Source organism: Georgenia sp. Z1344, assembly GCF_049856295.1.
Classification (GTDB): Bacteria; Actinomycetota; Actinomycetes; order Actinomycetales; family Actinomycetaceae; genus JB111.
Map to the genome: position 1 here is coordinate 212,635 of NZ_JBNDMZ010000006.1, position 24,522 is coordinate 237,156.

19 protein-coding genes are annotated in these 24,522 nt (G+C 74.2%); 8 read left to right on the forward strand and 11 right to left on the reverse strand.

The window, feature by feature from the left end:
- Positions 1 to 190 precede the first annotated feature (190 nt).
- The 4 genes from ACPYO6_RS08550 to ACPYO6_RS08565 are packed head-to-tail and all read left to right on the forward strand — an operon-like array spanning position 191 to position 5,776.
- On the forward strand, positions 191 to 2,461 hold the full coding sequence (locus ACPYO6_RS08550) for an SDR family oxidoreductase (RefSeq protein ID WP_425714432.1): 2,271 nt from the start codon (positions 191 to 193) through the stop codon (positions 2,459 to 2,461).
- Positions 2,458 to 3,237, forward strand: a complete 780-nt coding sequence (locus ACPYO6_RS08555; RefSeq protein WP_425714433.1) for an SDR family NAD(P)-dependent oxidoreductase — start codon at positions 2,458 to 2,460, stop codon at positions 3,235 to 3,237. Before ACPYO6_RS08550 ends, ACPYO6_RS08555 begins: the two co-directional genes overlap by 4 nt.
- The gene (locus ACPYO6_RS08560; RefSeq protein WP_425714434.1) at positions 3,234 to 4,088 is read left to right on the forward strand and encodes a lysophospholipid acyltransferase family protein; all 855 of its coding nucleotides are present in this window, start codon (positions 3,234 to 3,236) and stop codon (positions 4,086 to 4,088) included. Before ACPYO6_RS08555 ends, ACPYO6_RS08560 begins: the two co-directional genes overlap by 4 nt.
- A complete protein-coding gene (locus ACPYO6_RS08565; protein WP_425714435.1) occupies positions 4,085 to 5,776 on the forward strand; it encodes an FAD-binding oxidoreductase in 1,692 nt (563 codons plus the stop codon). The genes ACPYO6_RS08560 and ACPYO6_RS08565 overlap by 4 nt, the downstream gene beginning before the upstream one ends.
- 107 nt (positions 5,777 to 5,883) lie before the next feature.
- Here ACPYO6_RS08565 and ACPYO6_RS08570 read toward each other — a convergent pair whose 3' ends face one another.
- From ACPYO6_RS08570 to ACPYO6_RS08615, 10 genes are all read right to left on the reverse strand, one after another.
- Complete coding sequence (locus tag ACPYO6_RS08570) at positions 5,884 to 7,788, reverse strand: sensor histidine kinase (protein WP_425714436.1); 1,905 nt, start codon at positions 7,786 to 7,788, stop codon at positions 5,884 to 5,886.
- Positions 7,788 to 8,546, reverse strand: a complete 759-nt coding sequence (locus ACPYO6_RS08575) for a response regulator transcription factor (protein WP_425714437.1) — start codon at positions 8,544 to 8,546, stop codon at positions 7,788 to 7,790. The genes ACPYO6_RS08570 and ACPYO6_RS08575 overlap by 1 nt, the downstream gene beginning before the upstream one ends.
- A gap of 67 nt (positions 8,547 to 8,613) precedes the next feature.
- Positions 8,614 to 9,180 (reverse strand): NYN domain-containing protein, encoded by a 567-nt coding sequence (locus tag ACPYO6_RS08580; RefSeq protein ID WP_425714438.1) that lies wholly within the window; start codon positions 9,178 to 9,180, stop codon positions 8,614 to 8,616.
- Positions 9,181 to 9,450: 270 nt separating this feature from the next.
- Positions 9,451 to 10,917: a dicarboxylate/amino acid:cation symporter gene (locus ACPYO6_RS08585; protein WP_425714439.1), complete on the reverse strand. Its 1,467-nt coding sequence runs from the start codon at positions 10,915 to 10,917 to the stop codon at positions 9,451 to 9,453.
- A gap of 475 nt (positions 10,918 to 11,392) precedes the next feature.
- Positions 11,393 to 12,151 carry an ABC transporter ATP-binding protein gene (locus tag ACPYO6_RS08590; RefSeq protein ID WP_425714440.1) on the reverse strand — a complete coding sequence of 253 codons (759 nt, stop codon included), beginning with the start codon at positions 12,149 to 12,151 and terminating at the stop codon, positions 11,393 to 11,395.
- Complete coding sequence (locus ACPYO6_RS08595) at positions 12,148 to 13,959, reverse strand: ABC transporter permease subunit (protein ID WP_425714441.1); 1,812 nt, start codon at positions 13,957 to 13,959, stop codon at positions 12,148 to 12,150. Before ACPYO6_RS08595 ends, ACPYO6_RS08590 begins: the two co-directional genes overlap by 4 nt.
- Positions 13,946 to 14,803 carry a branched-chain amino acid ABC transporter permease gene (locus tag ACPYO6_RS08600; protein WP_425714442.1) on the reverse strand — a complete coding sequence of 286 codons (858 nt, stop codon included), beginning with the start codon at positions 14,801 to 14,803 and terminating at the stop codon, positions 13,946 to 13,948. Before ACPYO6_RS08600 ends, ACPYO6_RS08595 begins: the two co-directional genes overlap by 14 nt.
- Positions 14,804 to 14,867: 64 nt before the next feature.
- A complete protein-coding gene (locus ACPYO6_RS08605) occupies positions 14,868 to 16,049 on the reverse strand; it encodes an ABC transporter substrate-binding protein (protein ID WP_425714443.1) in 1,182 nt (393 codons plus the stop codon).
- Positions 16,050 to 16,352: 303 nt separating this feature from the next.
- On the reverse strand, positions 16,353 to 17,171 hold the full coding sequence (locus tag ACPYO6_RS08610; RefSeq protein ID WP_425714444.1) for a PspA/IM30 family protein: 819 nt from the start codon (positions 17,169 to 17,171) through the stop codon (positions 16,353 to 16,355).
- Positions 17,172 to 17,316: 145 nt separating this feature from the next.
- A complete protein-coding gene (locus tag ACPYO6_RS08615) occupies positions 17,317 to 19,311 on the reverse strand; it encodes a TPM domain-containing protein (protein WP_425714445.1) in 1,995 nt (664 codons plus the stop codon).
- A gap of 326 nt (positions 19,312 to 19,637) precedes the next feature.
- Between ACPYO6_RS08615 and ACPYO6_RS08620 the strand changes: the two genes are divergently transcribed.
- The 4 genes from ACPYO6_RS08620 (at position 19,638) to ACPYO6_RS08635 (ending at position 23,280) form a co-directional block, all read left to right on the forward strand.
- Positions 19,638 to 20,012 carry a cold-shock protein gene (locus ACPYO6_RS08620; protein WP_425714446.1) on the forward strand — a complete coding sequence of 125 codons (375 nt, stop codon included), beginning with the start codon at positions 19,638 to 19,640 and terminating at the stop codon, positions 20,010 to 20,012.
- Positions 20,013 to 20,147: 135 nt separating this feature from the next.
- Positions 20,148 to 21,065 carry a DUF3027 domain-containing protein gene (locus ACPYO6_RS08625; RefSeq protein WP_425714447.1) on the forward strand — a complete coding sequence of 306 codons (918 nt, stop codon included), beginning with the start codon at positions 20,148 to 20,150 and terminating at the stop codon, positions 21,063 to 21,065.
- Positions 21,062 to 22,003: a hypothetical protein gene (locus tag ACPYO6_RS08630; protein WP_425714448.1), complete on the forward strand. Its 942-nt coding sequence runs from the start codon at positions 21,062 to 21,064 to the stop codon at positions 22,001 to 22,003. The genes ACPYO6_RS08625 and ACPYO6_RS08630 overlap by 4 nt, the downstream gene beginning before the upstream one ends.
- The gene (locus ACPYO6_RS08635; RefSeq protein WP_425714449.1) at positions 22,000 to 23,280 is read left to right on the forward strand and encodes an MFS transporter; all 1,281 of its coding nucleotides are present in this window, start codon (positions 22,000 to 22,002) and stop codon (positions 23,278 to 23,280) included. The genes ACPYO6_RS08630 and ACPYO6_RS08635 overlap by 4 nt, the downstream gene beginning before the upstream one ends.
- Before the next feature lie 86 nt (positions 23,281 to 23,366).
- Here the strand turns inward: ACPYO6_RS08635 and ACPYO6_RS08640 are convergent, their stop codons facing one another.
- Positions 23,367 to 24,314 (reverse strand): NAD(P)-dependent oxidoreductase, encoded by a 948-nt coding sequence (locus ACPYO6_RS08640; protein WP_425714450.1) that lies wholly within the window; start codon positions 24,312 to 24,314, stop codon positions 23,367 to 23,369.
- Positions 24,315 to 24,522: the final 208 nt, after the last annotated feature.

The following is a 24,522-nucleotide window of genomic DNA, read 5'->3' on the forward strand; positions in this document are numbered from 1 at the left end:
CGTGCGCGGGCCGTGCGGTCCGCGCCGACGATCGTAGTCGCGCACCCCGGGACCCGCGCACGGGCCGGTCTCCCCGTCGGCCGCGCGAGGACGGGCGAGGCGCAGTCCGCCGCGACTCCGGCGGACCGCGCGTGACCTTCGCGACCGGCGGGGACCTCGCGGGCCCGCCCGGGGCCAGTAGAGTGCCTGCGTGACTCAACCGTTGGACGGGGCGCACGTCCTCATCACCGGGGCCACCGGTTTCGTCGGCCAGGCCGTGCTCGAGCGACTGCTCTCGGCGTACCCCACCACGCGCGTGACGCTGCTCGTCCGCCCCCGTGGGGAGATCAGCGGCGCCGACCGGATCCGCCGCCTCACCCGCAAGCCCGTCTTCGCCTCCTGGCGCGAGAGCGTCGGCGACGACGGCGTCGAGCGCGCCCTGGCGGAGCGCGTCTCCGTCCTCGAGGGCGACCTGGGGAACGTGCCCGAGCTGCCGCGCGACCTCGACGTGGTGGTCCACTCCGCCTCCACCGTCTCCTTCGACCTGCCCATCGACGAGGCGTTCGCGTCCAACGTCGGTGGCCCCGTCGCGCTCTACGACGCGATCGCCGCGACTGGGGCCGATCCCCACGTCGTGCACGTCTCCACGTCCTACGTCGCCGGCCTGCGCAAGGGTGTCTCCGAGGAGACGTCCCTCGAGCACGAGGTCGACTGGGAGACCGAGCTCGAGGCCTCGCGGGTCGCGCGTACGCGCGCCGACCATGCCTCCCGTGACGCCGAGCGGCTCGGCGGGCTCCTCGACAGGGCGACCAAGGAGCACGGACGGGCCGGCGCGCAGGCGGTCTCCGCCGCCGCCGAGGAGGCCCGCGAGGCCGCCGTCCGCGACGAGCTCGTGGCCGCCGGGCGCAACCGGGCCCGCACCCTGGGCTGGCCGGACGTCTACACGTTCACCAAGGCGCTCGGCGAGCGGGTGGCAGAGGGCCGCTGGGGTGCCGGGCACCGGCTCTCCGTGGTCCGCCCCACCATCATCGAGTCCGCCCTCCGCCACCCCTACCCGGGCTGGATCGACGGCTTCAAGGTGGCCGACCCCCTCATCGCCGCCTACGGCCGCGGCCTGCTGCCGGAGTTCCCGGCGCTCGCCGACACGGTCCTCGACGTCATCCCGGTCGACTTCGTGGTCGGTGCGATCCTCGCGGCCGCCGCCGCGCCGCCCGAGCGTGGCGAACCCGCGTACTACCAGGTGGGGTCGGGGCTGACGAACCCGCTGCGGTTCGGCCGGCTCTACTCCCTCGTGCGCGAGTACTTCCAGGAGCACCCGCTCTCCGACGCCGAGGGGTCCGAGGTCACGGTCCCCTCGTGGTCGTTCCCCCACGGTCGCGCGGTGGAGCGGGGGCTCGCCCGGCGCGAGCGCCTCGTCGAGCTCGCCGACAGGGCGGTCTCCGCGCTGCCGGGGTCGAACCGGTCGCGCGCCTGGTCGTCGACCATCTACAAGGCCGGCCGCGACCTGCGCACCCTGCGCAAGTTCACCGAGCTCTACCAGCCCTACACGCAGACCGAGGTCATCTTCGACGACCGCCGCACGCGGGAGCTCCACCACTCGCTCCCCGAGGAGCGTCGGGCCGAGTTCGGGTTCGACGTCACCGACATCGACTGGCGGGTCTACCTGCAGGACGTCCACATCCCCAACGTGCCCGGGCTCATGCGCGATCGCCGGTCGGCCTCCCAGGGCGTGCGGCCGCCCGCCGGGGCGGACCTCGCACGGCGCGAGGACGTCGTCGCCGTCTTCGACCTCCAGCGCACGATCGCCCGCTCGACGCCGGTCGAGCACCTCCTGTGGGCCGAGCTCACCGCGAAGTCGCCCGGCTCCTGGCCGAGGTCGGTCCTCGAGGTCGTCTCCAAGGCCCCCGGCTTCCTCACGGCTGACCGGCACGACCGCGGCGAGTTCATCCGCAGCGTCATGCGCCGCTACGCCGGCGTGCCGGACGAGCGGATGCGCCGGCTCGTGCAGGAGCGACTCGCACCGTCGTTGCGCGCGAACCTGCACTCCGAGGCGCTCGCCCGCATCGCGGAGCACCGCGCAGCGGGTCACCGCACCGTGCTCGTCACCGGTGAGATCGACGTCTTCGTCGAGCCGCTCCACGACCTGTTCGACCACATCGAGGCCGGTCGGATGGAGGTCGGCGACGACGGGCGGTGGACCGGTCACCTCGAGGTCTCCCCGCTCGTCGGCGAGGCCCGCGCAGCCTGGCTCGTGCGCGCCGCCCGTGAGAACGGCTGGGACCTCTCCGGCTCGTTCGCCTACGGCGACGCGTACGCCGACCGGCCGTGGCTCGAGGTCGTGGGGAACCCGACCGCCGTCAACCCGGACTCCGCCCTGTACGCGTTCGCCCGCGCCCGGCGCTGGCCGGTCGTCAGCTGGACCGGCACCGCCGAGTCGCGGCTCGCCCCCGTGTGGCGCGCCGTGCGGGGAACACGCTCGTGACCGCCCGGCTGCACGGCCGTGCGCTCGTCACCGGCGGGACGTCGGGCATCGGGCTCGGGTTCGCGCGCAGGCTCGCGCTGGCGGGGCTCGACGTCGTGCTCGTCGCCCGGGACCCGGGCCGGCTCGAGTCGACGGCGGCGGAGCTGACGGCCCTCGGCGTCGAGGTCGAGACGATCGTCGCCGACCTCGCCACCCGGGAGGGGACCGACGTCGTCGGTGAGCGCCTCACCGACGAGGAGCGTCCGGTCGAGGTGTACGTGGCCAACGCCGGGCACGGCCTCTACGAGCCGCTCGCGACCGAGGACACGGCGCCGCACCACGCCGCCATCGACCTCATGATCCGCGCGGTCCTCGACACGGGCGCGGCCGCCGCGCGGGCGATGACCGCCCGTGGGCACGGTGTCATCATCCCCATCGGCTCGATCTCCGGCACGATCGCCACCGGACACTACTCGGCGATCAAGGCCTGGACGAACAGCTGGGCGGAGTCGCTCGCCACCGAGCTCGAGGGCACCGGCGTCACGGTCACCTGCGTCATGCCCGGCTGGGTGCGCACGGAGTTCCACCAGCGGGCCGGCATGTCGACGGGGAAGATCCCGGACGCCCTGTGGCTCGACCCCGACCAGGTCGTGGTCGAGGCGCTCGATGCGGCCGAGCGGGGCGACTACCGGGTCGTCCCGTCGTGGCGCTACAAGATCATCGCCTTCGCGGCCGAGAAGGGGCCCAAGGCCGCGGTGCGGGCGGTGTCCCGCGTGATCCAGGGAGGCAGACGATGACCGCAGCACCCGTGCAGCGGGCCGGGACGGGCGAGGACGCCGTCCCCGCGCCCTCCACGAGGCACGCCCACCAGGCCGCGCTGGCCGCCCGCAAGGCGGCGGGCCGACTGGTCGACGCGGCGGGCGACAGCCTCCTGCAGTACACCTCCGGCCTGTGGCGGGTCGGCCGCGTGGCCGCCCAGAAGGGTCCGCTCAACGCGCTGGTCCGCACCGTCACGCGCATCGACGTCGTCGGGCGCGAGAACCTCAAGGGCGTGCGCGGCCCGTTCGTCGTGGCCCCCAACCACAGCTCGCACCTCGACGCCGCCGTGATCCACGCGATCATGCCGTGGCAGCACGCCGGCCGGGTCGCCACCGCCGCCGCGGGCGACACGTTCTACACCAAGCGCGTGACGAGGGCGCTCACCGCCCTGTTCTTCAACACCTACCCCGTCGACCGGTCCGGCAACCGCCGCAAGGCGGGCCTGTCCGCGCGGCTGGTCGACGCGGGCGTGCCGCTGCTCATCTTCCCCGAGGGCACGCGCTCGCGCACCGGCGAGATGGCCCGGTTCAAACCCGGTGTCGCCGCCCTGTGCGTCACGCGCCGCATCCCCTGCATCCCGGTCGCCCTCATCGGGTTCCACGAGGCGATGCCGGTGGGCCAGTCGTTCGTCTCCCGCGGCCGCCCGCACCTCAAGGTCGTGATCGGCCGCCCGCTGCGTCCCCGGCGCGGCGAGCGGATCCGGGAGTTCAACGAACGCATCCAGGCCCAGGTGGCGGCGATGTACCGGGCGCGGACGCCCGACGTCGTCGTCGCCCGACCGGGCACCGGGAGCAGCGGCCGCACCGGCGGCCAGGAGGAGGCATCGTGACCGAGGTCCAGCACCAGAAGTGGTGGGGGTGGGGCGTCGAGGGAGTGACGTTCACCCACGACAACAAGCCCAACTTCGCCCCCTTCGTGCTGGACAAGGTCGGACTCGACCTCTCCCTGGGCGGCACCCCGCCGCCCGCGTTCGAGGACCTCGACGTCCCCGCCCCGCGGCTGCCGGACACGCTCGCCGCCGGCCTGAGCGGTGCCGTCGGCGACGCGCACGTGACGGTCGAGGACATGGACCGGGTCGTGCACACCTACGGCAAGGGCATCTCGGACCTCGTCCGGGTCCGGGCCGGCGACCTCCCGCGCGTGCCCGACGTCGTCGTCTACCCCGGCAGCGAGGACGAGGTGCGCGCCGTCGTCGACCTCGCCGACGCCGCGGACGCGGTGATCATCCCCTTCGGCGGCGGCTCCAACATCTCCGGCTCGCTCACCCCGCAGCCGGCCGAGACCCGCCCGATCATCTCCCTCGACATGGGGCGGATGAACAAGGTCCTCGAGATCGACGAGGACTCCGGGCTCGCCCGCGTGCAGGCCGGCGTGCTCGGCCCCGACCTGGAGGAGCAGCTGGGCGCGCTCGGCTGGACCTCCGGCCACCAGCCCGACTCCTTCCGGCACTCCACCCTGGGCGGCTGGGTGGCCACCCGCAGCTCCGGCATGCAGTCCGACCGCTACGGCGACATCGCCGACATCACCCGCGGCCTGCGCTCGGTGCTGCCCGGCAAGGTCGTCACGCTGCGCCCGCTGCCGTCGACCTCGACCGGCCCGTCGGTGCGCGAGATGATCATCGGCTCCGAGGGCCGCCTCGGCGTCATCACCGAGGTGTGGATCCACGTCCACCGCCTGCCCGAGAAGCGCCTCGTGGTGGCCTACCTCTACCAGAACTGGGCCTCCGCGCTCGAGGCGATGCACGACATCTCCACCTCGGACGTGCACCCCTCGATCACCCGCGTCTCCGACCCTGCCGAGACCCAGTTCTCGCTGTCCACCCAGAAGAAGCAGACCGGCATCAAGGGCAAGATCTCGACCGGCATCTTCGACCTGCTGGCCAGGCGCGGCTGGGACCTCGACGAGGTCTGCCTCAGCTACGTGGGCTACGAGGGGTCGCCCAAGCACGTGGCCTACCAGCGCAAGGCGGTCGGGAAGATCGTCGGCGCACACGGCGGCATCCCGCTCGGGACCGGCCCCGGCGCGCTGTACGACCAGAAGAAGTTCGACACGCCCTACATCCGCGACTTCCTCCTCGACATGGGGGCGCTGGCCGACGTCTCGGAGACCGCGGCCCCGTGGTCGCGGCTGCGCGGCATCTACCAGGGCGTGGTCGCCGCCGCCGAGGACACCTACGACCGGCTCGGCGTGCGCGGCTACATCATGTGCCACCTCTCGCACAGCTACCACTCGGGCGCCTGCCTCTACTTCACCTTCGCGTTCCCGGCGGACGAGTCCGAGGGCGCCGAGGCACCGCTCGACCAGTACTGGCACCTCAAGTCCGCGATCCAGCAGGCCTTCATCGACGGCGGCGGCACCCTGTCCCACCACCATGGCGTGGGCACCGACCACGCTCCGTGGATGGAGCAGGACGTCTCCGAGGCCGGCATCGACCTCATGGTCGGGCTGCTGCGCTCCGCCGACCCGCACCGCCGGCTCAACCCCGGCACGCTGCTGCCCGAGCACCGCGAGTGGTGACGGGAACCGCGACGCGCTGACCCGAGCGGTCAGGGCGTCCCTCGAGGCACCTGCCCGCATGGCGCCGTCGGGCGGTGGACGGCGGGTCCGTCGGACCTCGACGACCGTCAGACCGGGCGGGGTGCCTGCTCCTCGCCGGTGAGCATCCCGCCCGCCGTCGGTCCGGCCACCGGAAGCACGAGCTCGACGGTGGTGCCACCGCCCGGGGTCGCGAGGACGCGTGCCCGGCCGTCGTGCGCGCGGGCCACGGACGCGACGATCGCCAGGCCCAGGCCGGAGCCACCGCCCGCGGAGCGGGCCCGTGAGCGGTCGAGCCGGTAGAAACGGGCGAACACCCGGTTCGCCTCTTCCGCCGGGATGCCCGGACCGTGGTCCTGCACGCGCAGCACCACCTCGTCCTGGGCAGGGGGCTCGGCGGGCAGCGGCGCCGTCGCGGGCGGCGTCGGACCGCGGCCCGCGAGCAGCCCGAGCAGTCGCCGGTCCGGCGGACGTCGCGCCGCGGGGACCTGCGACCCGCGTCCGGGCGCCCGGCGTGGCACGGTGCGCTCCGGCTCCACGTCCTCGGACGGCGGGGCACCGGCGGCACGGCTGGGGTGCTCGCCGTCGTGCCCGGTCCCCGGGTCCGGTGATCCGGGTACGGGACCGAGCTGCCCCGTCGCCGCCCACGCGCCGGGGGACGCCGCCGCGGGGTCGGGCTCGGTCGACGCCGTCGACGACGCCGTGGCCCCCGACGACGCCGGACGAGCCGCCGGGTGCCCCTGAGCGGCCCCGGCCGCCGCCCCGGACGAGGCCGAGGGGACTGACACCTGCGGTGCCGCCGAGCGCAGGCCGACGAGGATCTCGACGTCGGTGCCCGCGGGCGTGTGCCGGACCGCGTTGCCGACGAGGTTGGCGAAGACCTGCCGCAGCTGGTCGGCGTCCGCGCGGACGACCGTGGGCCCCGCGGTACCCGGGAGCGGCAGGAGCGTCGCCCGCCGGGTCGGGTCGAGCGCCCGCAGGTCGCGCACGGCGTCGGTCCCGAGGTCGGTGACGTCGACGTCGGACAGGGTGAGCCGGCGGTCCTCGTCGATGCGGGCGAGCGTGAGGAGGTCCTCGACGAGCGTGCCCATGCGTCGGGCCTCGGCCTCGATCCGGCCCATCGCGGCGGGCACCTCCGACTCGGGGACGCCGCCCATGCGGTGCAGCTCGGCGTAGCCGCGCACGGTGGCCAGCGGGGTGCGCAGCTCGTGGGAGGCGTCGGCGACGAACCGGCGCATGCGGCGCTCGGAGGCCGACCGCGCGGAGAACGCCCGCTCGATCTGGGCGAGCATCGAGTTCAGCGACTCCGACAGGCTGCCGATCTCGGTCCCGGGCACGCCGGGTGCGACGCGGCGCGTGAGGTCGCCGGCCGCGATGGCGCCCGCGGTGCGTTCGATCGCCCGCAGGTCGCGCAGCTCGTGGCGGATGAGCAGGTACCCGCCCGTCGCGCCGAGCACCACCAGCGAGACCGAGATGAGGACGACGTACTTGCTGGTCTGCCGGACCGTGGCGGCCACGTCGTCCATCGGGGTGGAGATCGTGAGGACGCCGACCTGGTCGCCGGCGCTGCTGACCAGTGGCAGGGCGAGCGCGCGCCAGGTGACGTCGTCGTGCGTGCCGCGCAACGTGGTCGGCCGGTCGGCGGCCTGGTCCGGGAGGACGGGCAGGCCCACCGCGGACGACGTGCGGGGGTGCGCGATCGTCTGCGTCTCCTCGCCGTCGAGGGAGATGCTGACGACGTAGCGGGTGGGCACCACCTGGTCGCCGCCGGCGCGCAGCTCCTCGAGGTCCTGCTGGGCGATCGTGTCGACCGTGTCGTGGAGGTTCTCGTCGAGCTGGTCGACCAGCTGGCTGCGCAGCACCGCGACCACGGTGGCGCCCGCCAGCCCGAGGCCGAGGCCGAGCAGGAGGACCGTCGTGACGACGAGGCGCGCCGACAGCGACCAGCCCTCCGTCGGCGCGTGCCCCGCCCGACGCCGTCCGAGCGCGTGCATCAGCTGGTCGGCCGGCGCAGGACGTAGCCGAAGTTGCGTCGGGTGTGGATGAGCGGGACCAGAGCCTCGGCCTGCTCGCCCTCGAGGCCGAGGAAGTCCGCGGAGTCGACCTTGCGGCGCAGGTAGGAGATGTAGGACTCCACGATCGTCGCCTCGCCGTGCCAGTCGTACTCCCACACGTGGTCGAGGATCTGCGACTTGGACACGACCCGCTCGGCGTTGACGAGCAGGTAGCGCAGGAGCTTGAACTCGGTCGGCGCGAGGTTGACGAGGACCCCGGCACGCCGCACCTCGTAGGCATCCTGGTCGATCTCGAGGTCCGCGTACCGCAGCACCGGGTCCTGCTCGGGGCCCGTGATGCCGACCCGGCGCAGGACCGTGCGGATGCGCGCGACGACCTCCTCGAGGCTGAACGGCTTGGTGATGTAGTCGTCCCCGCCCACGGTCAGCCCGTGGACCTTGTCCGAGAGGTCGTCGCGCGCGGTGAGGAAGAGGACGGGCAGCGACTCGTCGTGCGAACGCAGCCGCCGCAGGACCGTGAAGCCGTCCATGTCCGGCAGCATGACGTCGAGCACCACGAGGTCCGGCCGGTTGTCGGCGGCCTTGCGCAGCGCCTCGTTGCCGTCGGCGGCCGGGGTCACCTCGAAGCCCGCGAAGCGCAGGGACGCGGTGAGGAGCTCGCGGATGTTGGGCTCGTCGTCGACGACGAGGAGGTGGGCCTCGGTCGGCGCGGGACCGGAGCCGGCAGCGGTGGGCATAGGACCCATGATCCACCCCGATCCTGGACGATTCCTGGGAGCGCGCCGGACGTCGCCGTCGGGCGGGTTACAGGAACTGGCTGGCGTCGAACGAGGCGAGCGGGATGACCCGGACGCGGGGGAGTGCGGTGGTGAAGGCGCGCACGTCGTCCTCGAGGTCGAAGATCTCCAGGCCGCGCGAGGTCAGGGCGGTGAGCTCGTGGTTGAGGAACTCGCGGAAGGCGAGGATGCCGACCCGGTGGCCGGCGTCGAGGAGGTCCTCCATCTGGGGGAGGAAGTCGCCGTCGTGGGAGACGAGGAGGACGTTGCCGTGGCCCTGCTCGAGGATCGCCTCGAGCATGCGCTGCACGCCGATGTCGACGACCTTCTCCGTGGTCGACCCGGCCAGCGGGATCGGCCGGTAGTCCATCGCGAGCAGCGCCTGGATGAACGACGTCGGCAGGTTGCCCGAGGTGGCGTTGAGGAAGAACAGGCCGCGCGCCTCGCCGCCCCATGCGTCGCCCGCGTGCGTGAGGACCCGGTCCCAGCGCGGCCGCTCCTCGGGGTTCGGGCGGTGGCCGAGGATGCTCACCCCCAGCGTGGCGTCGATGTTCTCGCCGTCGATGACGAGGTACGTGGTGGGGGCGTCGCTCATGAGGACAGGTTAGGCGTGGTGGGGGCGTGCGCGTGCCCGGGGTGGGTGCCGCGTGGGGCGGACCAGTGGGGGGACGGTGCGGGCGGGCGGTCGGCCACCGGCCATCGTGTGGCGAGATCAGGGGAGGCGGGCGAGAGACGGGGATTTTTCCCCGGGTCTCGGCCCACTTCCCCCGATCTCGTGACCCGGAGCCGCTGAGCACCCCTGATCTCGGCGAGCCTCCCCTGATCTCGGCAGCCGCGTGGCGGGCGGCCGGTCAGGAGCGCCCGGTCAGCGCACCGGTGCGGGCTGCTCGCGGTCCGTGGACCGACCGTCGCCGTCCGTGGCGGACCCGGCGTCGGCTCCCCGGTCGGCGCCGGCCCCCACAGCCACCTCGTCCTCGTCGCGGAAGAGGTCCTCGGCGTCGGCGGAGTCGTACTGCTCGCGATCGAGGATGCCCTCGCGGTGCGCCACGACGACCGGCACGAGCGCCTGACCGGCCACGTTGACCGCGGTGCGCCCCATGTCGAGGATCGGGTCGACGGCGAGGAGCAGGCCCACGCCCTCGAGCGGCAGGCCGAGCGTGGACAGCGTGAGGGTGAGCATGACGGTCGCGCCCGTCATGCCGGCGGTCGCGGCCGAGCCGACCACGGAGACGAAGGCGATGAGCAGGTAGTCCGTCAGGCCGAGCGAGAGCCCGAAGAACTGGGCCACGAAGATCGCGGAGATCGCCGGGTAGATCGCGGCGCAGCCGTCCATCTTGGTGGTCGCGCCGAGCGGCACGGCGAACGACGAGTAGCCGCGCGGCACGCCGAGATTCCGCTCGGTCACGCGCTGCGTGAGGGGCAGGGTGCCGATCGACGAGCGCGAGACGAACGCCAGCTGGATCGCCGGCCAGGCGCCGCGGAAGTAGCGCAGGACGGACAGGCCGTGCGCGCGCAGGATGACGGGGTAGACGACGAGCAGCACGAGCAGCAGGCCGACGTAGATCGCGAGCGTGAACGTGCCCAGGCTCCCGATCGAGGTCCAGCCGTAGGTCGCGATGGCGTTGCCGATGAGTCCGACCGTCCCGATCGGGGCGAGGCGGATGACCCACCACAGGACCTTCTGCACGATCGCGAGCAGCGAGGCGGACACCGAGAGGAACGGCTCGGCCTTCTGCCCCACCTTGAGCGCGGCGATCCCGATGACGAGGGAGACGACGATGATCTGCAGGACGTTGAAGCCCGGCGACGCGCCGACGCCGGTCACGGCCCCGTCCGCCGCCGTCTCGAGCCCGGCGTTGACCTCGAGCCCGAGGAAGTTCGCCGGGACGATGCCGGTGAGGAAGTCGAGCCAGCCGCCCTGACGCCCGGGGGCGGAGGCATCCTGGGCGTCGACGCCGGCGTTGCTGCCCGGCTGGAGCGCGAGGCCCAGGCCGATGCCGATGAGCACCGAGACGAGGGCGGTGATCGCGAACCAGATGAGCGTCTGAGCGGCGAGTCGGGCGCCGTTGGCGATGCCCCGCAGGTTGGCGATCGAGGTGACGATGGCGAGGAACACGAGCGGCGGGACGATCGCGCGCAGGAGTCCGACGAAGGTCGAGCCGATCGTGTCGAGCGTGGTCGTCAGGGCGTTGGGCTCGTCCTCGGGACCGGTCCCGAGCTCGAGGGCGAGCCAGCCGAGGAGGATGCCGGCGACGAGGCCGATGACGATCTGCGCGCTGAAGGACGGCAGCCGGAGGCGGCGCGCGGGCGCGGTGGTGGAGCGGGTGGACACAGGGGTGCCTTTCGTGGGGAGGGGGCGCGACGGCGCGCCTGCGCACGCCCGTGCGGGCGACGCGATGGGAGAGGTGCCGGTGGACCCGGGACCTCGGGCCGGCCGGGGTGGGCCCAGGCCTGGCGGTCAGCGCCGACGTACCGCGCGGGAGGGGGAGCGGCGGGTCAACGGACCGGCCGCGCGGGCACGGGCCGACACGAGCACGTCGAGCGCCGACCGAGGTCGACGTCGAGCCGCGCCGTGAGGTGCCAGAGGTTGCCCACCGATGCTCCCGGGTCGGGTCCGCGATGCGGACCAGGTAGTTGACGATTCACATACAAGCACACCCGACGGCGGACGGGAACCACCCGCACGGACCGTCCGCATCGTGGACAGGGCTCTGCCCGACGACGAACCCGGGGCGTCCGGTGCGGGACCGTGGTGTGCCAGGCGGCCGCGAGGAGCCGCCGGGGCGCCGGGCGATGAGGCGAGCGCCTCAGTTCTCGTCGTCGGCAGGGGTGGCCGTGCCACCGGCTGATCCGCCGCTGCTGCCGCCCGCTCCGCCGAGGTAGTACGGCGACAGCGCCGAGGTGCGCTCCGCCAGCAGCGCCGCGCAGGTGTCGGTCCGCACGATCCGGCCGCGGTGCATGACGTGGGCGATGCTCCCCACGGCGAGCGCGATCTCGACGAACTGCTCGACGAGCAGGATCCCGACGCCGGACGCCGCCAGCTCGACCAGCGCGTCGACGAGGGTGCGCACCATCTGCGGCGCCAGGCCGAGGGAGAGCTCGTCGACCATGAGGACGGTCGGCCGGGTCGCGAGCGCGCGGGCGACGACGAGCATCTGCTGCTCCCCGCCCGAGAGCAGTCCGGCGCGCACGTCGCGCCGTTCGGCGAGCCGCGGGAAGAGGTCGAAGGCCCGCTCGAGGGCGGACCCGGACCGGTCGACGACGACGAGGTTCTGCGCCACCGTGAGCCTGGAGAACACGCTGCGGCCCTGCTCGGCGTAGCCGAGGCCGGCGCGCGCCCGGCGGTGGACGGCCAGTCGGTCGATCCGCCGCCCGCCGAGCGCGACCGTCCCGGACGCGGCGGGGAGCATGCCGGCGATCCCGTCGAGCAGCGTGGTCTTGCCGGCGCCGTTCGCGCCGAGCAGCACCGTGATCTCGCCGCGGGGAACGACGAGGTCGACGTCCCGGCAGATCGTCAGGTCGCCGCGCTGGACGGTCAGCGCCTCCACCTCGAGCCCGTCGCTCATGCCGTCGCCTCCGTCCCGAGGTAGGCGGCCACCACGCGGGGGTCGTCGAGCACGTCCGCCACGGGTCCGCTCGCGATCACGTGCCCGTCGTCGAGCGCGGTGGCGCGGGTGGCCGCCGCCCGCACGAACTCCATGTCGTGCTCGATGAGGAGGGTCGCGCAGCCGAGCTCGGCGGGGATGCGGTGGACCCGGTCGGCCAGCGCGCGGCTCTCGGCCTCCCCGAGCCCGGCCGCGGGCTCGTCGAGCAGGAGCACGCGGGGGCCCGAGGCGAGCGCCCCGCCGATCTCGAGGATGCGGCGCGACCCGGCGTCCATCAGCCGGATCGGCACGTCGGCGTCCGGCAGCCCGAGGAACTCCGTGACCCGCGCGGCCCGGTCCGCGCCCGCGCGCCCGCCGGCCAGCCGCAGGTACTGCCCGACGGTGAGGCCGTCGATCGCGTGCCCGTGCTGGAACGTGCGGCGCAGACCGAGCCGGGCGCGGGCCCGGGCGGACAGGGCGTCGACGGGCGCCGCGCCGAGGCGCACCTCGCCGTCGTAGGCGGGGAGGAAGCCGGTGACGGCGTCGACGAGGGTCGACTTGCCCGCGCCGTTCGAGCCGATGAGCGCGTGCACGCCCGCCGGGTCGAGGCGCAGGGAGACGTCGTCGAGGATCGTCGCGCCCCCGAGCCGCACCGTCAGGCCGGCCACCTCGAGGGCGGGCCCCCGGTCGGTCGCGTCCGCCGACCGGATGGGCGAGGTGGCGGGGTGCGGCGTCGTCGTGCGGGGACCGTCCGTCAGGGGTCCATCTGCCGCGGCCACGTCCGCCACGGTGGTCGGCGACGTCGAGGGGCGCGGCGTCGTCGGCCCCGGGAGGTCGCAGGTCAGCCGCCTGCCGCGCACGGCACGCGTCTCGAGGCGGTCGCTCACCTGCTCCATGATCCCGCCGTTGCCCTGGCGCAGGACCTCGAAGGCGCCGAGGGCCATGAGCGCGTCGGCGGCGTCGAGGGGGAGGCCGACGCGGCGCAGGAGCTCGGGGACGAACACCGAGAACACGCCCGCGAGGACGGCGCCGCCGAGGACCGCCGCACCGCACAGGACCGCGGTGACGAGGTGGACCATCGAGGTCATCGGCGAGAACACGGCCGGCGTGAGCAGCCCGTACTGCCCGGCGAGCAGCCCGCCCGCGAGCCCGGCGATGAGGGCCGCCCACATGAACGCGCTCGCCTTCGCGCCGCCGACCCGGACGCCGAGGGCCGCCGCCGCGCGTTCGCTCTCGCGGACCGCCGACCAGCCGAGCCCGTGGCGCGACCGGCCGAGCGCGGAGAGACCGAGCTGCGCGAGCGCGAGGAGGACCCAGCACAGGGCGAAGAACCAGCGCGGGTCGCCGAACGGGTCGGCGGGCAGGACCGGCGTGCCCGAGCCGACGCCGGGGAAGCTGCCCTGGCGCAGCACGAGGTCGAGCGCGGTGGCGAACCCGAGGGTGACGACGGCCAGCTCGACGCCGCGGATCCGGGCGGTGGCCAGCCCGATGACGAGGCCGACCGGCGCCGCGACGAGCCCCCCGGCGAGCACGAGGAGCGGGAACGGGAGGTCGGGCACGGCGAGCGCGAGCCACGAGGTCACCCAGCCGCCGATCGCGGCGAACGACATCTGGCACAGCGTGATGAGGCCGGTCCGGTTCGTCAGCACGCCGATGCTGCGCGCGACCAGCGCCGTGATCGCCACCGTGCTCAGCAGGTAGACCCAGTAGACGGGCAGGACGAGCCCGAGGACCACGAGCACGACGACGAGGAGCGCGGTGGCGACCGTGCGGACGTCAGCGAGGCGCATCCCAGACCTCCCGCCTGCGCAGCCACATGAGGGCCACCGCGATGATGAGGAACGGGATCGCGCCCCGGTACTCGGCGATCGCGTCGATCCGGGAGCCGGCCCCCTCGACCGCCCCGACGGCGAGGCCCCCGAGCACGGCGATCCACACGCGGCTGAACGCGCCGAGCAGCGCGGCGGCCAGGGCCGGGACCACGAGGAAGGACATCGACTCGAACGTGGGGTTGCGGGTGGGGGCGACGAGCAGGAGCGCGAGGGTGGAGAGCACGCCGGTCGTGGCCCAGACGATCACCGCGAGGCGGCGCGAGTCGATCCCGAGCAGCTGGACGGTCACCGGGCGCTCGGACATGGCCTCGAGGCGCAGGCCGGTCTGCGAGTGGCGCAGCAGGAGGGTGAGGGCGCCCGCGATCGCGACGGTGAGCACGAGGGCGACCACGGTGGTGAGCGAGACCCGCACCCCGGCGACGTCGAACATGACGTCCGGGACGAGGCTCGGCATCACCCGGGGCGAGTCGCCGAACATCCGGAAGCCGGCGGTGAGGAGCACGACGAGGAGGACCACGGTGACGACCGCCCGCACGGTGACGGACGGCTCGCCGAACCAGCGGGCCATCACCCAGCCGGCGAACCCGGCCACGACGCCGGAGACCGCGAGGCCGCCGAGCGCGGCGAGGGGGAGCGGCACGCCCGAGCCGATCAGTGCGTAGCAGAGGTACGCGCCGACGGCGCCGAGCGCGGCCTGCCCGAAGTTGAGCACGCCGACCAGGCGGTACAGCACCACCACGCAGACCGCGAGGATCGCGTAGGCGGAGCCGGACACGAGCCCGGAGACGACGCCGTCGAGCATCAGCGGGTCCTGGCCGCCGTCGCCGAGGGCTCCCGGGTCGAGGAGGCCCCCCGCGCCGCGGGTGTCACGGGAGGCGCACCCAGTCGCTGACGGTCTCCCAGCCCTCCTCGGTGGCCTGGACCATCATGCTCGAGCGGTTGGGGTTGTGCTCGGTCGCGTCGCCGAAGGTGAAGGGCATGCCCATGAGCGGGTGCTCGATCTCGTCGAGCGCGCGGAACGCCTCGGTCACCGACTCGTTGGTGATCTCGCCGTCGATGCCCTCGAGCACCTCGACGAGGACCTCGGCGGCCACGTAGCCGCCCATCGACAGCGAGGTGAGCGGGACGTCGGCGTCGGTGAGCGTGGTGCGCCAGCCCTCGAGGCCCGGGGCGTCCCCGGTGTAGGGCAGGAACTCGGAGTTCGCGTAGAGGCCGAGCGTGCCCTGCTCCGCGAGGGACTCCTGGACGCTCACGCTGTAGGCCGAGGTGAGGGTGAGCCAGTCGATCTGGTCGAGCAGGCCCTGCTGGTCGACGGCGTTCATGAAGGCCACCGCGACCGGCTCGTTGGAGTTGAAGACGACCGCCTCGCAGCCCGCGTCGCGCACGGCGAGGATGGCCGGCGTCGGGTCGTCGCCGAGGACCACCGAGGTGTCGACGTGCGGGGCCTCGGAGCCGGTGTCCGCCTCCCACCGCTCGATGAGCTCGAGGTAGGGCTCCGTGAGGCCGGCGCTCTCCTGGATGACCGGGCACACGCGGTCGTGGCCGAGGTCCTCCGACGCGAAGTGGAGCAGGGCCTCGTACCCGCGGATCGTGCCGTTGTTGACCGGCGCGATGTTGGCCGACTCGAAGCACGACGGCTCGACCCCGGTCCCGGAGATCGCCACCACGTCCCGCTGCGCGTAGAACGCGGCGTTCGCGCTGCACTCGACGAGGCTCGCGGAGCCGGCGAAGGCGACGACGCCGCTCTCGTCGACGAGGCGCCGCGCGGCCTGGCTCGCCTGCGCGGGGTCTCCGCCGTCGTCCTCGGAGACGAGCTCGATCATCCGGCCGTCGATGCCGCCCTCGGCGTTGACGCGCTCGAAGACGGCCTCGGCAGCGGCGGGCACCTCGGGGAACGGGGCGGGGCCGGTGATGGAGCTGACCGCACCGACCCGGATCGGGTCGCCCTCCGCGCCGTCGTCGTCACCGCCGGAGCAGGCGGCCAGGGTGAGCGCCGCGGTGGCGGCGAGCGCGAGAAGCGTGGTCGTGCTGCGTGTGCGGGACGTCATCGTGCGGGGGACTCCTTGTGCCTCGGCATGCCTGTGGCCGCCGGATCCGCTCCGCTGCGGGCCGGCCCGACGGACGGCTGTGCGTCCCGCGCGCCACCTTCGTCCCGATTGTCACAACTTTGGGGACGGTGGACAACCGGTACTGCGGAAGGTGAGACGACGGGGCGTCGGGGCGGCGTAGCGCTGGAGGACCGTGACGAGGTGCCGAGACCACGAGGCGCCCGTGACCTCGACGGTCACGGGCGCCTCGTGGGTGGTCGCCGGCCGGATCCCCTGCGTGCCGGGGTCCGGGCGGGCAGAGCCTCAGTAGGCCGTGCGGTCCTCGGCCTGCGGCTCGTTCGTCGCGGCGTCGCCGGGGACGTACTCGCCGGAGTCGGACCCGGCGTCGGCGGTGATCGCCTGCGGCGAGCGACCGGCCTTGAGCGCGGCGAGGCGGGCGTCGATCTCCATGTCCTTGCTGTGGTCGGCCAGCTCGGCGAACTGGTCCTCGATCGAGCCGGCGTTGATCTCGGCCTGCCCGGCCACGTAGGCCTCCTCGCGGCGGACCTGGTCCTCGAAGCGGGAGATCTCGCTGGTCGGGTCGAGCACGTTGATCGACGAGATCGCGCCCTGGACCTGCTTCTGCGCGGCGGCCGACTTCTGACGGGCCACGAGCTGGTCGCGCTTGCCCTTGAGCTCCTCGAGCTTGCCGCGCATCTGCACGAGCCCGGCCTTGAGCTTCTCGACGACCTCGTTCTGCGAGTCGATCATCGGCTTGGCGGACTGGGCCTCGCCCTCGGCGGTGATCTGCTTGTTGAGCGCGATCTTGGCGAGGTTGTCGAACTTCGACGCGCCGGCGGCGTCCCCGGAGGTGCGCAGCTCCTCGGCCTTGTTCGAGGCGGCGAGCGCCTTCTGGCCCCAGTCGCGGGCGTCGCGGACGTCCTCCTGGTAGTCGCGCTCGGCGAGGCGCAGGTTGCCGATGGTCACGGCCACGGCGTCCTCGGCCTCCTTGATGGAGCTCGTGTAGTCGCGCACCATCTGGTCCAGCATCTTCTGCGGGTCCTCGGCGCGGTCCAGCAGCGCGTTGATGTTCGCGCGCGTCAGCTGGGCGATGCGCCCGAGGATGCTCTGCTTCTCAGCCATGTGATCTCCCTGTCGGTGGTGTCGCGATTGTCGGTCGTACCTACCGCGCCGCGTTCGCGACGCCGTCTGTCGGGGCCGGCTGGTGCCGGCCGGTCGTGGGGCCGGGACGGTCACGGCCCGGCCGGGGGTCGGTCGACGACGCCGGTCAGAAGCGCCCGCCGAAGCTGCTGCCGCCGAAGCCGCCTCCGCCGCCGCCGCCGAACCCTCCGCCGAAGCCGCCTCCGCCGCCCCAGCCGCCGTGGTGGTCGTCACCCCCGCCGAGGAGCCCGCCGATGATGCCGCCGATGACGAGGGAGCCGACGTCGACCCCGCCCCGGCGCGGGTGGTAGCCGCGGCCGTACGGGTTGCCGGCCCCGTAGCCGGAGCCGAGCTGGAGGGACGCGAGGTCCCGCTCGACGTCCTGCTGCGCCTCGCGGAGCATCGTCGTGGCGCGTCCGGCCGCGCGGATCGACTCGTCGGGGGAGGAGTCGAGCAGGGACCGGGCGCGCAGGATCTCGTCCTCCGCGCCGCGGACCTGCGTGCGGGCGTGCTGGCCCACCGCGCCGCGCCGCGTGTTGATGAGCTGGTCGACCGAGCGGTGCAGCCGCTCCGCCGCCTCGATCCGGCCCTCGGCGATCGAGCGGTTGCGGCGCACCACCTCGGCGCGCTCGCGCATGGGGGCGAGGACCTCGTCGATCGCGGTCTCGGCGCTGGTGAGCCGGTCGAGCGCGGCGAGCGGGTCGCCGCCCTGACGCGCCTCCTCGCCCTGGGCGATCGCGGCGACCGCCTCCTCGCGGGCCGAGCGGACGCCCGGGTTGTCGCGGGCGAGGCGGTCGGCGTCCTCGACGTCGGAGGAGATCGACGCGATCGCCTTGGCGAGGTTCGCCGAGGCGTGCTCGAGCTGCTGGCCGGCGCCGGCCACGCGGTCCGCGAGCTCGGCGGCCTGGTGGACGGCCTCCTCGGCCACGCGGGCGTGGGTGACGGCGGCGCGCCGGTTGCGGGTGGCGGCGGCCAGCCCCTCGTCCACGCTGCGCAGCGCCGAGTCGAGGAGCTGCTCGGCCTGCTCGGGGTCGTCCTTGACGGAGGCGAGCGCGGACGCCGGGTAGCGGCCGGTCAGCGCCCGCAGGTGGATGCGGGAGTTCTCGACCTCGCCGCGCACCTCCTCGGCACGCGTCCGGGTCTCCTCGAGGACCTCCTCGACCCGGGACTCGATGTTGCGCAGCCGCTCGAACTCCTCCTGCTGGGAGCTGAGCGTCGTGCGCACCACCTCGCTGCGGTCGAGGATCCGCAGGAGCAGCCGGCGCTCCTCGTCCTCGGACTCCGGGTGCTCGTCGTCGAGGGTGCGCCGCGCCTGGAAGGCCTCGTCGACGGCCTTCTGCGCCGCGGCGAGCGCCTCGGTGAACTCGTCCGTGCGACGCAGGCCGAACTGGGCCTTGGCGAACTCGAGCTCGGCGGCGGAGGAGCGCACGGCGTCGTCGGCGCCGACGAGCGCGGACCCGGCCTCCTTCCGCAGCTCCGGCAGGGGGAGTCGCGCCGGGTGGTTCTCGGGCAGCCCTTCGAGAGGGTCCTTGGCGCCGCTCTTCCCGGTCTTCCGGCGCCACGCGGCGAAACCGACGGCCCCGACGGCGACGACCGCGACGCCGCCGATGAGGAACCCACCGATCCCGATGCCGCCCGTCGCGTCGCCGAGCCCCTCGCCCCACGCGGTGCCGAGCTCGGACCACTCCCCGGCGTTGAAATGGTCGGCCACGTCGCCGTCGATGACGGACTGGACCTCGCCGTCGGACACCGGTGCGTTCTCGCCGACGGCTACCCCGTACGCGGACTCGTCGACCGCGATCGCGAGGAGGACCTCGTCGTCGGACATGTTGGACAGCTGCGCGGTCTCCTCGGCCCACTGCGGCGCGGACGTCCCGCCGAAGTCGGAGACGTAGACGATGAACGGCTGGACGTCGTGCTCCGCCTCGATCTGGTCGAACAGCGCCTCGAGGTCGGCCTCCTCGGCATCGCTCAGCACGTCGGCCTCGTCGAGCACGCCGTCCGGCAGGTTCGACGGGTCCGCCGCCAGTGCCGGTCCGGCCAGCAGGACGGGGCCGAGCGCGAGCGCGGCGATACCGAGCGGGGCGGCGAGGCGGCGGGGGCGACGAGAGGCAGGTCTCACCCAACGATCTTGGCGTGATGTGGCCGCCGTCGCAACGAGGGTCCGTCGCCTTCCGCCGCGGGCGGACACGTCCTGCCCGGTCGGTGCCGCTCGGGGGTCCGCCCCCGGCGGGTCCGGCCCTCGTCGTCGTGCCCGGTCCCGGTCCGTCGGGACGGACGACGACGCGCGACCACGTAGGCCGAGGCACGCGACGACGGGCGGTGTGGTGCCGGACCAGGCACGGCGGGGTGTCGGCGGCCGCGGGTATCATGTGCCGGTCGGGCCGAGGCGGGCCCGCCCACGCACGCCGACAGCCGTCGGCCCCGATCGACGAATGAGGTTCCGCGGTGCCCACCGGCAAGGTCAAGTTCTACGACCCCGACAAGGGGTTCGGCTTCATCGCCGGGGACGACGGTTCCGAGGTCTTCCTGCACGCCTCCGCCATGCCCGCCGGTGCCAGCCCGCGCGCCGGGGCACGCGTCGACTACGGGGTGGCGGACGGCCGCCGCGGCCCGCAGGCCCTGTCGGTCACCGTGCTCGAGGCCCCGCCGTCGGTCGCCAAGGCGCACCGCCGGCCGGCCGAGGACATGGCGACCATCGTCGAGGACCTCATCAAGACTCTCGACCGCGCCTCGAGCTCGCTCAACCGCGGGCGCTACCCGGACAACGGGGCCAAGCTCGCGGCGATGCTCCGCGCGGTGGCCGACCAGTTCGACGCCTGAACGCCCGTCTCGACCTCTGGGCCATCCGTCTCGACGGCTGAGCCCCCCGCGCGGGTGACCGACCGCATGCGCGGCGGCGCCCCCACGGCCGACCCCGGGGCCGCCTGCCCGCGGCGTCACGCCTAGACTGTCCGGGTGTCTGCAGCCCGCACCGCCCGTGCCCCCTCGAAGGATCAGGTCCTGTCCGGGGCCGTCGAGGTGGCCCGCTCTGCCGCCGAGGATGTCGCCATCGGCGGTCACGTCGGCGACCACACGGGCTTCGAGCTCCACGCCGACCGGGTCGGCACGCACTACTTCGCCTCGCAGGTCCCCGGCTACCAGGGGTGGCGCTGGGCGGTGACCGTCGCCCGCGTACCGCGCGGCCGGACCCCGAGCGTGAGCGAGGTCGAGCTCGTCCCCGGAGACGGCGCCCTGCTGGCCCCGGCGTGGGTGCCGTGGGCCGACCGCCTGCGCCCCGGCGACCTCGGCACGAACGACGTCCTGCCCTACGTGGCCGAGGACGACCGGCTCGTCCAGGGGTACGAGTTCACGGGCGAGGAGGACGACGCCGAGCGGCAGGTCGCCGAGGACCTCGGCCTCGCGCGCGCCCGGGTGCTCTCGCCCCGTGGCCGCGCCGAGGCCATGCAGCGGTGGTACGAGGGGGCTGCCGGCCCCGACGCGCCGGTGGCGAAGAACGCGGCGGGCCCCTGCTCGTCGTGCGGGTTCTTCATGCAGCTCGCCGGCACCGCGCGGACGATGTTCGGCGTGTGCGCGAACGAGTGGTCGCCCGACGACGGCCGGGTGGTCGCCCTCGACCACGGGTGCGGCGCCCACTCCGAGACCCGCGCGCCCGAGCCCGCCCCGCTGTGGGACGCGACCCCGCCCGTGCGCGACGAGGCCGACCTCATCGTCCTCCCGCCGCTCAACCCCGTGCCCGAGGAGCCGGCGGAGGTCGAGGAGACGGACGAGGCGTCCGGCAAGTCGTCGGTCGAGAAGCCGGCGGGGGCCGAGGAGCCGGCCACCGGGGACGATCCGGCCCCGCAGGACGGGCCCGAGGTGTCGGACCCGACGTGACCGATCCGCAGCAGGGGGATGCTCCGGACTGGGAGGCCCAGGAGCAGGAGCGCCAGAAGCTGGCGCTGAAGAACGTCGCCGGCTGGGCCGGCGGCTTCATCCGGCACCGCTGGACGGCGACCGGGCACGAGATCCGCCTCGGCGTGCGCAACGTGCTCGACCGGGACGAGCCGGCGGTCGGCACGATCCCCGCCGTCGTGTCGATGACGAGCTACGGCAAGCGCCTGCGCCGCACGGCCTACCTCGCGCTCGAGTCGATCGCCCGCGGCTCGGTGCGGCCCTCCCGCCTCATCCTCTGGGTCGACGAGCCCGAGGTCCTCGAGGACCCGCCGCAGACCCTGCGCCGCCTCATGGCCCGCGGCGTCGAGGTCCTCCCGTGCGAGAACTACGGGCCGCACAAGAAGTACTACCCGTACGTCGCGAGCCGGGAGCACCACGACCTCCCGCTCGTCACCGCGGACGACGACGTCATCTACCCCTACCGGTGGCTCGAGCAGATCTGGGGCGTGCACACCCAGCACCCCGGCGACGTCGTGGCGATGCGCGCCCACCGCGTCCGGCTGCAGGGGAAGATCCTCACCCCGTACCTCACGTGGCACCCGGTGCGCTCGACCCAGGCCTCGCACCGGCACTTCGCCACCGGCGTCTCGGGCGTCCTCCACCCGCCCGCCATGCTCGAGGCACTGAGGGAGTCGGGCACGACCTTCACCGAGCGCTGCCCCAAGGCGGACGACATCTGGCTGCACTGGCACTCCCTGCGCACCGGGACCCGCGTCCGCCAGGTCCACAACCGGCCGCGGGACTTCCGCGAGATCGAGCGGCCCTGGCAGACCGGCCTGTTCGAGTCGAACGGGTACGGCGGCGCCAACGACGCACAGATCAACGCGCTGTACACGGCGGAGGACATCGCCGTCATGGTCGACGACATCCCGCGGTGAGCCCCTCCTCCGCGCCACCGGCCGCGGACGGGCCGATGTTCCCGTTCCGGTCGGTCGTCCTCGGCGCGATGGTGCCGACCTTCCTCCTCGAGGTCGGCATCGGCGCCGCCCTTCCGGTCATCGTCACGCGGGCCACGGACCTCGGCGCCTCGCTCGGCGTCGCGAGCCTCCTGGCCGCGCTCGTCCCGGTCGGTCAGATCCTCGCGGACCTGCCGGCGGGCGGCCTCACCTCGCGGGTGGGGGACCGGTGGGCGATGGTCGCGGCGGGTCTTGTCGCCGTCGTCGGCTTCGTCCTCGGGGTGGTCGCCGGATCGGTCGTGGCGCTCGGCGTGGCGGCGCTCCTGCTCGGTGGTGCGCAGTCCGTGTTCGCGATCGCGCGTCACGCGTACCTCACGAGCACGACGGCGCCGCAACGCCGTGCGCGCGTCCTGTCGACGATCGCCGGGGTCTTCCGCGCCGGGCTGTTCGTCGGGCCGTTCGTCGGTGCGGCCGTGCTCCTTGCGGCCTCGACGAGGTGGGCGTTCGCCGTCGGCGTGGTGACGTCGCTGCTCGCGGTGGCGGTCGTCCTGCTCGCCGGCGGGTCCGAGGCCGACCGTCCCGCGGTGATGGCGCGGACGGCAGGTCGGCCGACGATGCGCTCGGTGGTCCGCCGGCACCGTGCCGTGCTCGCGCGCCTGGGCGCCGTGGCCGTGACGGTCGCGGCGGTGCGGGGCGCGCGGCAGACGGTGCTGCCGATCTGGGCGGAGCACATCGGGCTCGACGGTGCCACGACCTCGGTGATCTTCGGCGTCGCCGCGGGGATGGACATGCTGCTCTTCTACCCCTCGGGGCAGGTGATGGACCGGTTCGGGAGGCTGTGGGTGGGCGTGCCCGGGATGGCGATCATGGGCCTCGCGCTCGCGAGCATCCCGCTGACGGACTCGGCCGCCGAGCTGGGTGCGGCCGGCCTCGCGCTCGGCATCGGCAACGGGCTGACCTCGGGGATCCTCATGACGATCGGCTCAGACGCGGCCCCTCGCGAGGGCCAGGCCCAGTTCCTCGCCGCGTGGCGGCTGCAGGGCGACCTCGGCGCGGCGGCGAGCCCGCTCGTGCTCGCCGCGGGGCCGGCGCTGGGTTCTCTGGCCGTGGCCGTGTGGGTGACGTCGGGGGTGGCGGCGGTGTCCATCGCGGTGCAGCGGCGGTGGCTGCCGCGCTACTCCGTGCACGCTAGCCGGTCGACGCGGCGGGCTGCGGGCCTCAACCCCGACGGCTCGACCCCCACCCGCCTCGACGAGTGAGCGGGCGAGCTCATCGAGATTGCGGTTGGGGCCCCAACCGCAATCTCGGCGAGCACCAACCGCAATCTCGACGAACGGGGGGCTGCTCAGCCGCGGTCGACGACGTTGCGCATGGCCGAGACGTCCCCGGCCAGCAGGGCGCCCAGGTTGTGCTCGATCAGCTGCTTCCCGCCGTGCGCCCGGTAGCCCGCCACGTGCGGCGTGTAGACGAGGTTCGGCGCCTGCCACAGCCGTGACTCCGGCGGCAGCGGCTCCTGCTCGCTCACGTCGAGCCCGGCACCGGAGAGGGTGCCGGCCTCGAGGGCGTCGACGAGCGCGTCCTCGTCGAGGGTGGCCCCGCGGCCGACGTTGACGACGATCGCGCGGTCGGGGAGCAGGGCGATCCGCCGTGCGTCGAGGGCGAGCTCGGTCTCCGGGGTCGAGGGCAGGACCATGACGAGGATGTCGGTCTCCGCCAGCGCCGCGTCGAGCCCGTCCTGGGCGACGACGTCGTACCCGCCCCGCTCGCCGGCCGACCGCGCCACCCCGCGCACGCTCGCGCCCAGCGCGGAGAGGATCCCGGCGAGCCGCTGCCCGATGGACCCGAAGCCCCAGATCAGCACGCGCGCGTCGATGAGCGAGGCGACCCGCTCGGGCGGCTGGATCGAGCGCGGGCGGCGCAGCTCGTCGGCCCATCGCGACTCCCGCTGGGCCGCGAGCAGCTGCGGCATCCGCCTCAGCACGGTGAGCGCGAGAGTGACCGCGTGCTCGGCGACGGTCGCGTCGTGCAGCCCGCGTCCCGAGGTGAGGACGACGTCGGCCGGCAGGCCCGCCGCCTCGAACAGGTCGGTCCCGGCCGCGAGGGACTGCACCCAGCGCAGGTCCGGCAGGTCGCGGGCCACCGAGGTGAGCAGCGTCGGCGTGCCCCACGCGACGACGCCCTCGGCGTCGCGGTCCTCCGGCGGGATCTCGTGGCCCTCGCGGAGGGGGACGACGGTGACGCCGTCGGGCATCTCGAGGTCGAGGTCGGAGCGGTTGGTGACGAGCAGCTTCATGGCGACTTCCTCCGTCGGGACCGGGGTGCGCGGGCGGTGGGCGGGCGGTGCGAGGGGGCGGCGGCCGGGGACGACCGACGGCGGCGCGCCGGCCCCCGCCGTGGTCAGGGACTAGGGAGAACGGCCGGAGGCGTCCATAATGACCGACTGTGACCCCCGACGCAGACGCGACCGCCCCGGAGCCCACCTCCGGCCGCGCAACCCCAGT